Origin of the sequence: Archangium violaceum (genome assembly GCF_016859125.1) — a bacterium.
GTDB classification, from domain to species: Bacteria; Myxococcota; Myxococcia; order Myxococcales; family Myxococcaceae; genus Archangium; species Archangium violaceum_A.
Map to the genome: position 1 here is coordinate 123,931 of NZ_CP069338.1, position 12,187 is coordinate 136,117.

At 69.4% G+C, this 12,187-nt stretch carries 14 protein-coding genes; 5 read left to right on the forward strand and 9 right to left on the reverse strand.

Annotated elements, in window-relative coordinates; translation table 11 throughout:
* Positions 1–24: 24 nt before the first annotated feature.
* On the reverse strand, positions 25–1,692 hold the full coding sequence (locus tag JQX13_RS00470) for a R3H domain-containing nucleic acid-binding protein (protein WP_203407114.1): 1,668 nt from the start codon (positions 1,690–1,692) through the stop codon (positions 25–27).
* Positions 1,693–1,878: 186 nt separating this feature from the next.
* Here JQX13_RS00470 and JQX13_RS00475 point away from each other — a divergent pair, with 186 nt between their 5' ends.
* The 3 genes from JQX13_RS00475 to JQX13_RS00485 all read left to right on the forward strand — a co-directional run bounded on the left by JQX13_RS00475 (position 1,879) and on the right by JQX13_RS00485 (position 3,698).
* Entirely contained in the window at positions 1,879–2,367 is a 489-nt protein-coding gene (locus JQX13_RS00475) for a hypothetical protein (protein ID WP_203407115.1), read from the forward strand.
* Positions 2,368–2,631: 264 nt separating this feature from the next.
* Positions 2,632–3,390, forward strand: coding sequence for an alpha/beta fold hydrolase (locus tag JQX13_RS00480; RefSeq protein ID WP_203407116.1), 759 nt, complete (start codon positions 2,632–2,634; stop codon positions 3,388–3,390).
* Positions 3,387–3,698 carry a hypothetical protein gene (locus JQX13_RS00485; protein ID WP_203407117.1) on the forward strand — a complete coding sequence of 104 codons (312 nt, stop codon included), beginning with the start codon at positions 3,387–3,389 and terminating at the stop codon, positions 3,696–3,698. Before JQX13_RS00480 ends, JQX13_RS00485 begins: the two co-directional genes overlap by 4 nt.
* 87 nt (positions 3,699–3,785) lie before the next feature.
* Here JQX13_RS00485 and JQX13_RS00490 read toward each other — a convergent pair whose 3' ends face one another.
* Complete coding sequence (locus JQX13_RS00490) at positions 3,786–4,709, reverse strand: JmjC domain-containing protein (protein WP_239014438.1); 924 nt, start codon at positions 4,707–4,709, stop codon at positions 3,786–3,788.
* Positions 4,710–4,927: 218 nt separating this feature from the next.
* The gene (locus JQX13_RS00495; RefSeq protein WP_203407118.1) at positions 4,928–5,380 is read right to left on the reverse strand and encodes a hypothetical protein; all 453 of its coding nucleotides are present in this window, start codon (positions 5,378–5,380) and stop codon (positions 4,928–4,930) included.
* A gap of 203 nt (positions 5,381–5,583) precedes the next feature.
* Between JQX13_RS00495 and JQX13_RS00500 the strand changes: the two genes are divergently transcribed.
* Positions 5,584–6,585 (forward strand): SDR family oxidoreductase, encoded by a 1,002-nt coding sequence (locus tag JQX13_RS00500; RefSeq protein ID WP_203407119.1) that lies wholly within the window; start codon positions 5,584–5,586, stop codon positions 6,583–6,585.
* A gap of 45 nt (positions 6,586–6,630) precedes the next feature.
* On the opposite strand, the gene JQX13_RS00505 is transcribed toward JQX13_RS00500, so the two are convergent.
* The 5 genes from JQX13_RS00505 to JQX13_RS00525 form a co-directional block, all read right to left on the reverse strand.
* Complete coding sequence (locus JQX13_RS00505) at positions 6,631–7,479, reverse strand: cyanophycinase (protein WP_203407120.1); 849 nt, start codon at positions 7,477–7,479, stop codon at positions 6,631–6,633.
* Positions 7,476–8,591, reverse strand: coding sequence for an amidohydrolase family protein (locus JQX13_RS56060; protein ID WP_203407121.1), 1,116 nt, complete (start codon positions 8,589–8,591; stop codon positions 7,476–7,478). The genes JQX13_RS00505 and JQX13_RS56060 overlap by 4 nt, the downstream gene beginning before the upstream one ends.
* A gap of 17 nt (positions 8,592–8,608) precedes the next feature.
* A complete protein-coding gene (locus tag JQX13_RS00515; protein ID WP_239014439.1) occupies positions 8,609–9,778 on the reverse strand; it encodes a cyanophycin synthetase family protein in 1,170 nt (389 codons plus the stop codon).
* Positions 9,779–9,951: 173 nt separating this feature from the next.
* Positions 9,952–10,131: a hypothetical protein gene (locus JQX13_RS00520; RefSeq protein WP_203407122.1), complete on the reverse strand. Its 180-nt coding sequence runs from the start codon at positions 10,129–10,131 to the stop codon at positions 9,952–9,954.
* A 30-nt stretch (positions 10,132–10,161) separates the two neighbouring features.
* Positions 10,162–10,839 (reverse strand): DUF2231 domain-containing protein, encoded by a 678-nt coding sequence (locus JQX13_RS00525; RefSeq protein ID WP_203407123.1) that lies wholly within the window; start codon positions 10,837–10,839, stop codon positions 10,162–10,164.
* A 216-nt stretch (positions 10,840–11,055) separates the two neighbouring features.
* Between JQX13_RS00525 and JQX13_RS00530 the strand changes: the two genes are divergently transcribed.
* Positions 11,056–11,241: a hypothetical protein gene (locus JQX13_RS00530; RefSeq protein ID WP_203407124.1), complete on the forward strand. Its 186-nt coding sequence runs from the start codon at positions 11,056–11,058 to the stop codon at positions 11,239–11,241.
* 36 nt (positions 11,242–11,277) lie between these two features.
* Here JQX13_RS00530 and JQX13_RS00535 read toward each other — a convergent pair whose 3' ends face one another.
* A complete protein-coding gene (locus JQX13_RS00535) occupies positions 11,278–12,174 on the reverse strand; it encodes a cyanophycinase (RefSeq protein ID WP_203407125.1) in 897 nt (298 codons plus the stop codon).
* Between the last annotated feature and the right edge of the window lie 13 nt (positions 12,175–12,187).

The window sequence follows — 12,187 nt, forward strand, 5'->3', positions numbered from 1 at the left end:
GAGGGCGTGCGGCGGGCCCCGGCCTCAGGCCAGGCCTCCCGCGCCCTCCTCCTCCCCATCCAGGTCCAGCTCCCGGCCCTGTGGCATGTCCACCAGCGCGCCGAGCGGATAGATGATGAGGTGCCGCTGGGGCTCGCTGCCGTGGCTCACCGTCTCCAGGTGGTAGCGCGAGACGAGCCGGTGCTGCAGTTTGCGCAGCCGGGGAGGCCTCGGGGCCAGGGGCACCACCACGCCCTCGCTCAACACGCGCTGGATGGCGTGCTCGGCCTCGGCCACCGCCTCGCGGATCTGGTCCTCGTCCACGCCCTCGGCGATGAGGAAGACGTCGCGCAGCACCCGCCGCATCTCCGACGAGCTGTTGCGCTTGATGGCCAGCACCCGCGCCCCTGTCTTCTCCGACACCTTGCGCAACTTCGGATCATTGGCGCGCGAGCGCAGCGTGAGGACGACGTCCGCGTTCTCCAGCCGGCCCACCACGCGCGCATCCGCCCCGAGGTCGCGCAGCACGCGCTCGAGCAGATCCCTGCTGGCCGCATGGGCGTAGACGCGCGTGGTGCCCTGGCGCAGGCCGGGCTCTCGTCGCGGCGTGGGCGCGCCCTCCCGCACGGGGGCCTCGCCCGTCGGGGCGGGCCGTCCGGGCCGCGTGGGCCTCGCGGGCAGTGGGGCCACCGCCTCGGGCTCCTCCTTCACCTCCACCTGGCCTCCGACGAGCTGGCGCCGCTCGCCTCCCACGTTCTCTCCCGCCAGCAACCGGTCCACCGACTGAGCGGTGTCGCGATGCACCAGCACCTCGTCGCGCGTCACCATCTCCACCACCACGTCGAAGGTGGGCGGCGCCCGGCGCTCGCTGATCGTCTTCTGCGTGCGGCGGCGCCGCGCCTCCTCGTCGCTGAGCGTGACGGTGTGCACACCGCCGACCAGGTCCGACAGCGTGGGGTTGAGCACCAGGTTCTCCAGCGTGTTGCCGTGGGCCGTGGCCACGAGCTGCACGCCGCGCTCGGCGATGGTGCGCGCCGCGGAGGCCTCGGCCGAGGTGCCAATCTCATCCACGATGATGGCCTCGGGCATGTGGTTCTCCACCGCCTCGATCATCACGTCGTGCTGGCGATCCGGCCGCGACACCTGCATGCGCCGCGCGCCGCCGATGCCCGGGTGGGGAATATCGCCGTCCCCACCAATCTCGTTGGAGGTGTCCACCACCATGACGCGCTTGCCCAGGTCATCCGAGAGCACGCGCGCCACCTCGCGCAGCTTCGTCGTCTTGCCCACACCGGGCCGGCCGAGCAGCAGGATGTTCAGGCCGGTGCCGATGAGATCCTTGAGCATGTCGATGGTGCCATAGATGGCGCGGCCCACGCGCAACGTGAGCCCCACCACCTTGCCCTGGCGGTTGCGGATGGCGGAGACACGGTGGAGGGTGCGCTCGATGCCGGCGCGGTTGTCCTCGCTCACCGTGCCCACCTGGGCCAATACATGCTCCAGGTCCTTGCGGGTGACGGGGGACCCGGACAGGCGCACCACGCGTCCGGTGAGACGGGCCTCGGGCACGCGGCCCAGGTCCATCACCACCTCGAGGATCTCCCCGGAGGGCAGCTCCCGGACCGCGGTCTGCAACGGCTCGGGGAGGATGCCCACGAGGGACTGGAAGTCGTCATCAGGAACAGGAACGGCAATGGCGTCGCGTGGACTCATGGCGTGTCTAAAGGTGAATCCTTCCGAGTCGGGTTGCACGTGTTCCCGTGGCCGAGGGGCAACGAGGCACCCGATGCTAGCGGGCATCCGGGGGCCGCGCCGCTCTCTCGTGGCTGGGTACGGCCCGATGTCCTGCATAGCTCAGCGGGAGGGGCAGAGATGACCCCATCCCCAAGGAGCGACCCCATGGCCCGGTACGACAAGGACACCGACATTCAAATCAACCCCCCTCTCACCGAGAAGCACCACGCCGACAAGCCCAAGGGCGAGATGAGCGTCCGAGATGCCGCCGCGATGGAGATGGGGATGTCGCAGCAAACCGTCGAGACCGGCATGCGCGGGGCGCCGGTGCACGGCTTCGGAAATGGGACCGAGACGACGAAGCGCCATACCGGCATGGGCATGGACACGATGAGCATGGGTCCTATCGGCATGGGCGCGCCGCAGCAGAGCACCGGGGAGTCGCTGACCGAGGTGGTCGAGCACATCTTCCACCTTCCCTTCCAGGCGCAGCTCGGCCTGATGCGGATGATCGCTCCCAGGATCCTCGGGGCCATGGACGCGAGGGACCAGGAGAGCTTCCTGAATGACCTGCGCTCGGAGCTCTCCACGATGGCGGGCGAGGAGAGCACCCACGCCCCGCCCATGAACACGCAGGATCTCCAGGACACCTGAACAAGGGCCGGTGGGTAACCGGCCGCCCGGCGGCTTCGGGTCCCGCCAGCCATGGAGGGGCGCCTCGCCCGGCTGGTGGGAGCCCCTTCCACCGTGACCTCCCGCCCCCCACGTTCCGCACATGGACCTTCGCCGGAGCGATAGCGCCGAGGAAACGGGCGCCGAGGGAGGATTCCACTGAAGGCGCCAGCACAGGAGCATCGGCGGAGCCACGTCGGGCTGTGGTCCCCACGCCCCGTCCAACGCTGGGTGGAGGTGGACGGCGTGCGCGCGCAGGTGCTCGAGGCCGGAGAGGGACCCGTGCTGCTCCTGCTCTCGAGCATGCTGGTGCGGGCCCGCACCTACCTGCCGCTCATCCGCCGGCTGTCGAAACATTTCCGTGTCCTCACTGTGGAGCTGCCGGGCTGCGGGCGCTCGGCCCGGGTCCGTAGGCCGTGGACGCTCTCGGCCCATGCCCGGTGGACCGCGCGCCTCGTGGAGCAGCTGCGGCTCGGGCGCGTGCTGCTGGTGGGACACTCCAACAGCGGAGGCGTGGCGCTGCTGGTGGCGGCCCGGTACGGCGGATACGTGGACAGGCTCGTGCTCACGGACACCATCGGAGCCCGGCGCGAGCGTTCCATTCCCCGCGTGGTGGGGGCGCGTACGGTGGATGCCTTCCTCGAATGGGGGCTCAACCTGCGCGCCTGGTGGCACATCGTCTACAACGCGCTCCGCCACCCGCGCTCCTTCTTCCACCAGGTGAAGGTGGGGAGCCTGGCGGTGCTGCTCCGCCATGCGCCCAAGCTCCAGAGCCCCACCCTCCTCGCGTGGGGCCGGAGGGACCACACCATGCCCCTGTCCTGCGCGGACCGTCTGCGCGAACGAATGCCTCGGGCACAGGTGTACGTGGGCGCCGGCAGCCACGACTGGCTCATCACCGATTCACGGGAGTTCACCCGGGCCGTCCTCGCGTTCGCCACTCGCGAGGAAGCGGTGGACGTCCCCCTTCCGTCACCCCAGACAGGCACCTGGAGGCTCACATGAGGGAACACGAGCCGCGGCCGTGGCAGGCTCCCTCTTGGGATACCCGGCTCCACGTCACCCCGGACTCGCTGCGCGAGGACGTGGCCGCGCTGGCGCTCGACATGGCCGCGCTGGCGCTCGACATCGGCGAGCGCAACCTCCGCGATGACGCGAGCCACCAGCGCTTGCGGCGGACAGGTTCGCGAAAGGCGTGGTCGGGAGGTCGGCGAAGCGCGAGGGACAGGGACCCCTCCGGGCGCGGTCTTCAGCAACTTGTCCGACTGTCGGACAAGTTGGAGGAAAATGCGGCCGGAGGGCAGCGGGGATGAGGTCGTGACTGGCGCACGGGGTGCGAATGCGCTGGCTCCGAGGGAGCCCCTGACAGGACTTTCTTCTCCTGGCTTAGGGGAAGGTGCTCAGCGTTCCGGTGTGCGCGGGGCGTCCAGGCCGAGCGCCGAGGATTTGAGACCAGCGCTGGCGGTGAGCGCCATGAACCGGAGCGCCTGCCGAGGATCCGCCAGCATCCGCTGCAGCTCGCTCCCGAGTTCCTGGAACAAGGTCCGGTAGGCCTCCACCTTCTCCGCGTCCGAGAGCGGGGAGGCATGCCCCAGCACGGGAAGCCGCCGCTGCCAGTCCCGCGAGCGCAACAATTGAGCGCGCAGGTAGTCCAGGACGTCGAGCGCCGTCGGAGGCATGAGGCCCACGGAGATGGAGATGGACTCCTGCTCCGGCGCGGTCACGTGGTGCCAGTAGCCACCGGGAATGTAGAGCCAGTCACCGGCTTCGAGTCGGCACTCCTGCACCGGCGTCCGTTCGCGCGAGATGTCCGGCGCGTCGGTGAGCGTCTCGTGGACGGGCGTCGGGTTGAGCGTGTTCTGCCGCAGCAGGTAGCGCTTGGCCCCCAGCGTCTGGAAGATGAAGACCTCCTCCGGGTCGCAATGCCACCCGAAGCTGCCGTGCCCCGCCGGGGTGCAATAGAGCTGCAGGTTGACCGTGCCTTGCAGCTCGGCGGACAGACGGCGCCCCAGCACCGCGAGGCCCGCGTCATGACGATCCGCGTGCCGCAAGACGAGCGAGTAGCCCTCCGCGTGGAGCGCGCGGGCCTCCCGGGCGCTCGTGGGCCGGGGACCCGACCACACCTCGCCATCGCGGACCAGCAGCAGATCGCACGGGGTGTGCTCGATGAGCCGCTCGGCGGTGGCCCAGGTCGCCAGCTCCCCCAGGGATGCCGCCGTGGACGGCCGTGCGAGCGGCTGCTGGAGATAGTGCTCTTGGAAGAAGGTCGAGCGCGGAAGATCGCCCAGTAGCGTGTCGATGAGCATGTATTGGCCTTTGGACACTGACGGGAGCCCCTGCTGCCATTGTCCTGGAGGACAATGACAGGCGTCCACCCAAGAAAAGATCCCCAAGGCGCGAGGCCTTGAGGACCTTCCCCTGGTCTCGCTGGAACCCACGTGAGAGGGAACCACTGGGGGGCGAAGTGGCCTCCCTCGTGGAACCAGGATGACCCACCCACGTTGTCCGCACGCGATGTCAGCGCGCGTCGGGCCTTCCGGCCTCAACGGCCCGTACTGCCACCCGAGCCCGTACCACCTGTGCCCGTGCCACCACCCACGTCGCCCGCGCCGCCGCTGCCCGAGCCCGTGCCACCGCCCATGCCACCACCCACGCCGCCCGTGCCCGTGCCGCCCGTGCCCGTGCCGCCCGTGCCCGTGCCGCCCAGGTCATCACCCGTGCCACCGGAGCCGCCACCCACGCCGCCCGCGCCCGTGCCGCCCGTGCCACCGCCGCCCGCGCCCGTTCCTCCAGTATCGCCGCCGATGGCGGAACCTCCACCCATGTCACCGCCCGTCGCGCCTCCACCCTGGGTCGTGGAACCGCCCTGGTTCATTCCCGCTCCGCCCGTCCCCTGCTGCCCTTGCTGCCCCTGCTGTCCACCGCCCCTGCACCCCGCCCCCAAGAGAAGTGCCGCCGCCGCCGCGCCCACGAATACAGCCTTGAGATGCCTCATTGACTCGTCCTCCTCCTGTGAAAGGGCTACATGGGGAAGGTTAGGTACTGTTCACCTCGCGCAGCATTGGACCCCAAGACGAGTCGCCCTCCGAGGTCGTCAGCCGGACGGCGTGGCGAACGAGCCACACCCACCCGAAGGAAGGCGGCGCTCCTCGGCCGTCACCCGCGGTCCTAGCGTCCTGTGAGCAACGAGGAGAACGCATGCCCAGGAAGATTCAGGATTCGGTCGTGGTCATCACCGGTGCGTCCAGTGGAATCGGTCGCGCCACGGCACTCGAATTCGCCCGCCGGGGAGCGAAGGTGGTGCTCGCGGCCAGGCGTGAGCAACCGCTGGCCGAGCTGGCCGCTCAATGCATCGCGGCGGGCGGCAAGGCCCTGGTGGTTCCCACGGACGTCACGGACGAGACGGCGGTGATGGCGCTGGCTCGGAGGGCCGTGGAGGAGTTCGGTCGTCTGGACGTCTGGGTGAACAACGCGGCCGTCACCGCCTTCGGGCTGTTCGAGGACATACCGCAGGACGTCTTCCGCCGCGTCATCGACACCAACCTCTTCGGCTACGTGCATGGAGCGCGGGCGGCACTGCCCTATTTCCACGAGCAGGGCAGCGGGGTGCTCATCAACAACGCCTCCATGGTGGCCCGGCTGTCGGAGCCGTACGTCAGCTCCTATGTCATCTCCAAGCACGGCATCCGCGGCCTGGCCCAGAGCCTGAGACAGGAGCTGGAGCTGAAGAAGGCGCGGGACATCCATGTATGCACCGTGATGCCGGCCACCATCGACACCCCCTTCTTCCAGCACGCGGCCAACTACACCGGCCGGAGCACCAAGGCGATGCCCCCGGTATACCCTCCCGAGCGGGTGGCGCGAGCCATGGTGCGAATGGCCCAACGGCCGAGACGGGAGATGTTCGTGGGCAACTCCGCCCGCCAGTTCAATCTCCTGTCCTACGTGGCCCCGGGCCTGGCCGAGCGCCTCATGGCCGTCATGGTCGACAGGCAGCACCTGTACAAGGACGTCCCCGCCGCGCCGACGCCGGGCAACCTCTTCCAACCCCTGCCGGAGGGAACGGACGCGCATGGCGGATGGATGCCACACGGCATGGCGCGCGTGGGCCGCGCCGCCCTGCGTGGCACCCTGGCCCTGGTACCGGCGGCACTGGGACTCCTGTGGTTGCGGCCCCGGCTGCTCGCCCGCGCCACGTGAGCGCCAACCCGTGAGGATTCCAGGCCGCGCGAGGAAGCGCACGGCCTACGGGACAGAGGGAGCAGAGGGAGGGAGGGGACGACGCTCCTTCAAGCTGAAGCGATCGTTACGGGCCAGCACGTGGACGCGTGCATCGTGGACGGTGAGGATGCCCTGGGTGTGCATGTCCGAGAGGCTGGTGAAGCGGATGCCCAGCCCATCGATGACATAGACACCGCCCGAGCCGAGGACGGTGAACTCCTCGTCGTTGTTCCTCACGAGGACGGCGGTGTCCTCGTCGAGGCCGATGCCCAGGTTGTGGGGATTCTGCGCGACGGCGCCCATCAACCGCGCGAAGCGGCCCCGCTCGGAGAAGTGCGAGTCCACGATGACGCCCCGGAGCAGTCCGAGCCCCGGCGCCATGGCCAATGAAGAGAGGCAGGGGTTGCTGCCGTTGGTGGTGGCACTGCCGGAGCCGCCGATGAGCATCGTCCCGGACATGGCCGCCGCGCCCGCCGAGGTGCCGACGATGACCACTCCCTCCTGGTGCAGCGCGAAGATGCGCTCGAGCAGCGGCGAGCCTCCCATCTGGCTGGTGATGCGCAACTGGTCGCCGCCGGAGAAGAACAGCACCGAGGCGCCCGAGAGCTTCTCCACGTTGGCCGGCTCATAGGCCTGCTCGCGGTTGCGGATGTCGAGCACCTCCATGCGGCGCACACCCAACCGGCCGAAGGCCTTGCGATAGGTCTCCGCGGTCTGCTCGGGCTCCATGGTGGCCACGGTCAGCAGGACGATGTGCCCGCCATCCTCCGTGATCGCCTTCTTCGCCGCCTGCCGCAGGATGGCCTGCTCCTCGTCGGATTCCTTGTCCTCGCTGCCTCCGATGATCAGCAGGTCCCCCGGCTGCCTCTTCATGCCTCGTCTCCTTGCCTCCCCGCGAGCAGCCGCCCATCCCGCACCCGCTGCCGCCCCCGCGCGAAGACGTGGACGACCTCGAGCGAGCGCCCATCCAGCACCACCACGTCACCATCCAACTCCGGTGCGAGCCTGCCCTTTCCACGCAGCTTCAGCGCCGCGGCCGGATTGGCCGTGAAGAAAGGTAGTACCAGCTCGAGCGGGAGCCCGTGCTCGCGCACGGCGGCGACGAATTCCTGGTGTAGCTTCGCCGGCTCCGCGCCCGCCGTGTGGGCATCCGAGGACACGGTGAGCCGCTCGGGCACGCCTCCGTGCTCCAGATAGTAGCGGATCCACCGGCCCGCTCCGGGGTCCACCGTGTCCACGTCCACGAAGGCGCCCCGGCGTGACAGGGCGATGGCGTCGTCCATCAACGCGTCGGAGCGGTTGGCGTGGGTGACGTAGAGGCACTCGGGCACCACCTCGTACCCGTCGAGCAGTGCGTGGAGCGGCGCGAGCAGGGTGCGGCCCGGCCCGACGTGGAAGTGGGTGACGCCCGCCTTGCCCGCGGTCCGCCCGCCCACCATCGCCGCGGACACCAGCCGCGCCAGCTCGTCCAACGTGGGATGGCTCGAGCGGACGTCGGAGATGGCCAGCTCGCCCACGCCGAGCACGCGGTCGATGAAGACCAGGTCATCCGTCACGGAGCCGGTGAGCGTGAGGGGCGGGAGGTGGAAACCGCCCGTATAAAGGAAGGCGCTCACCCCCTGCGCTACCAACTGCCGCACCTTGCCCAGCAGCGCGCCCAGGTGCCGCGTGGAGCCATCCGTGCCCAGACACCCCACCACGGTGGTGATGCCCGCGAGCAGCAATTGCTCCAGGGACACCTCGGGCATGCGGCTGGCGAAGCCCTTCTCCCCACCGGCCCCGATGAGGTGCTGATGGGGGTCCACGAAGCCGGGGATGACGAGGCCTCCCCGCGCATCGACGACCTCGAAGGGCAACCCGAGCGCGGCCAGCGCGGCCTCGTCCACCTCTCCCAGCCGGGCCACGCGCTCGCCGACCAGCAGCACCGACCGGGCGTCCACCGGTGCCGGCGTATGGAGGACTCCGTTGCGGATGAGGGTGAACATCGGACGCCCCGCTCCGCCTACTCGAAGCTCCGCGACACCGGGGCCTCGCAGGTGCCCTCCTCACCCACCTCCACATCGGCGAGCGCCTCGAGCACCTCCAGCGCCTCCTCCACCAGGTCCGCGATGATGACCAGCCGGTCCCCGGGCCGGGAGAGCTGGAAGCCGAGGAGGATGCCCTCGCGCTGGTCCGCGGCGAAGTGGTGGGGTGTGTCCGAAGCCAGGCAGCTGCGCATCAACTGGGGGATCTCCAGCTCCGCGCGCCCGCGACGATCCTTCAGATCATGGAACACGTACTCGTCCACGAAGGGGAGCGACGCCTGGGTGGTGGCCAGGATGTCCTCGTCACGGCGGTCTCCGGGCAGGCCCATCACCATGAGGGTGCGGCGGTGGGTATCACGGGGCAGCGCCTCGGCGATGGCTCGCATGGCCCCGACGTTGTGCCCGTAGTCCAGGATGACCTGCCGTCCCGCCAGCCCCAGTACGTTGAAGCGCCCCGGTACCATGCGGTGGTCCGAGCGGAAGGTGGTCAGCGCCCGCACGATGAGGGCGGGGTTGAGCCCCTGCGCCACGTTGCGCAGCACCCGGTTGGTGAGCGGCTTCTCCTGGCAGATCTCCACGGCCAGGGCGGACGTATCGGATGTCTGCGAGGCGAGAATCCGCTTCTGGTGGATGCCATAACCGAGCTGCACCAGGCTGCCGGTGGGGGTCAGCCGACGCACGGGGATCTTCCGGCGACGCGCCGCGTCGACGATGGCGCGGGTGCTCGGGCCGAGCCGGTACTCGTCGGCGATCTCCCGCAGGCGCTCGATGGCCGCGGCGGCGTCGTAGGGCTCGTCGAGCATGGCGGCGAGCGTCATCTCCAGCGCCGTCTTGAAGGCCTCGCGCGCGGGCTCCTCCTCTTCATAGGCGATCACCACGGTGTACACCCCGGTCTCGCCCGTGCCGCGTGCGCGGCCATAGCCCACGTCGAAACCCATCTCGTTCTGGAGCGCGAGCGTGACGTGCTCGCAGATGTGGGCCAGGTACGTGCCGCGCCTCAGCCGCTCCACGAAACCGCCCGGTCTGCCCACGCTGCACTCGTGCGTGTGGAGCCCGGGCACCCAGGACGTCAGCCGCTCGACGAAACCCGGAAAGGAGTTGCTCGGCCGCGTCTCGAACGGACCGATGTCCAGTTCGATGCGCAGCACGGGCTTGTATGCATGGAGATTGGGACCCGAAGGGCCTGGACCCTGCGGACCGTCACGCAGTGGGAGGTCATTGGGAAGGATTCCAGATCGAGATGATTCCAGACGAGCCGCATGGCTGTCTGACTGCTTTTAGAGGTATTCCTGCCCTTCCCGGCCGGCACTTGTCCTCGGGTTCAATGTGGCCCGTGCTTCACGGTCCGGAAGCTCAGCGAATAACGCAGCGTCTTCACGGGTGAGAGGGTGTGCTGCCACTGCGAGCGCGAGGCACCGGCCATGAGGTAGAGGGAAAAGCCAGGCAGATAGCGCAGTCCTTCTGGAAGCTCGGCCACCTGGGAAGATTGAGAAGCGGGCACCGTGGCCGCGACCGGGCCTGACGCATCTGGTCAGAGCATCGGCGCGTTGGGGAGCGACTCGGTGGAGTCCGGCACCATGGCCTCGTCCGGAATCGTGGGTCCCTCGTAGCCCCGGCCAAAGCCCTTGGCGCCCGAGTGCAGGGGATGGGCCCCCGACAAGAGGCTCCTCGCGCGGCCGAACAGCCAGCGCAGGCCCTGGAGCCCATCGCGCACGAGCGCCGCCGGCGCCTCACGCGACAGCAACGGCGGTCCCTTCAACGTCCCCGTCGAGGCGTCCGCCGGCATCGGGTTGATGCCCACGCCCAGCTCGTAGACCATCTTGCCGCCGAGCGTCGCCGTGTACAGCGCCACGGAGTTGGCGACCAGTCCGATGAGGCTCTGACCGAGCGAGGGGGGACGGCTCAGCCGCCACAACGTCACACCGACCGCGCCGAGCGTGACGACGGCATTGCCCAGGCCGTGGAGGAACACCATGTCCCGAGCGCGGGGCTCCTCGAGCCGCACCTCCTGGGAGGAGGCCAGTCCCGCCAGTCCCGAGAAGAGGGCGCTCACCGTACCGGCCACCCACAACCGCCGGCCCACCTTCGCCCAGGCCTTGTCTCCACTCGCGACCGCGATGAAGTCGGCCACCGTCGCGGTGGGCAACAGGGCCAGCGGCGCGTGGACGACGGACGGGTGCAACTCGTGAAGCAGCATCTTCTTCTTCATGGCGTCTCCCCCATGGCTGCGAGGGCACGCGGCACGGCCGCACCTGCCCCCGTGATGCCTGGAAGGTAGGCACCCCCACCACTCCCTGCGTCCTCCCGAGCGACCTGCCCGAGGCTCGTCCTCCTGCTCGGGCTGCATCCGCGATGTGAAGCATCAGGCGCAACGGACTTCCCGTGGGCAGATTCGGGAGAGAGCTCGAGCAGGGAGGTTCACACCATGAAAGAGCCGGCGAAGGAACGAGGCTCCGGGGCCCCACCAGGACCCGAGGAGCCTCTCGAGGGAGTCCAGTCGGAGGAGGGCCGTTCGGCTGAATCGGACGCGGTCCCCGACGAACAGATCGAGGGCCGCGCGATGGACACCATCACGGACGGCGACGGGAACTACCTGGAGCCGCCAGACTGAGTGCATACGAGGGGTGGCCCGGCTCCCCGGGCCACCTCAGTGCCGGACTTCGTTTCCCGGGTGGTGCGAGGAGCTGTCGATCTTCTGCTCCACCGTCCTGGCGAACTCATGCGACGGGCGACGGGTCCGGAGGTCGAAGCTGTCGCCCTGACTCAAGACATGGAGTCGGACGTTGAAGAGCGAGAGGGTCCGTTCACGCTCTTCCTCCGCCACGTTGGTGTAGGTCACGTCCTCGGCGTCGGCGACGTAGACGGCTCCGGAGCCCACGACGGTGAAGGACTCCTCCCGCTCGACGATGATCGCCGTGTTCTCGTCGATGCCCAGGCCGATGAAGCGCGGATTCTGGGCCACCGCGCCCAGGAGCCGGCCGATGCGCCCACGCTCGGCGAAGTGCTGGTCGATGATGACATCCCGGATGAACCCGAGCCCCGGAGCCATCTGCAACGTCTCGCCAATCTTGTGGGTCTCCGCGCTGACGCCGGACACGAGCATCGTATCGGCCATGACGGACGCGCCGGCCGACGTGCCCACCACCGTGCCGCCCCGGCGGTAGAACTCCTCGACCGCGCTGCACAGCCGGGTGCCCGCGAAGCGCGTGGTGATCTTCAACTGCGCGCCGCCGGTGAAGAAGAAGACGTCGGCCCCCTCGAGCAGCTCCAGCGGTGGATCGAGCAGCAGGTCCGCGCGCTGTTCGATGCCCAGGTGGACGACATCCTTGCACCCCAGTTCACGAAAGGTGCGCTGGTAATCCTCTGATGATGAGCCGCCGGCAACCGGCCGTCGCGCTTCGGAAGGCGCCAGGGTGCGCGCCGGAGGGTGGAGGGAGCCATCGCTCGGCCGCTCCGTCTGGGTCCGGCTCTGTGCCGTGCTCTCGCGTCTGGCCTTGCCGTGCCCGTTATTTCCACCCCGCTTCGTCCTGGTCGTTCGTGCCATGCGCTCCGCTCTC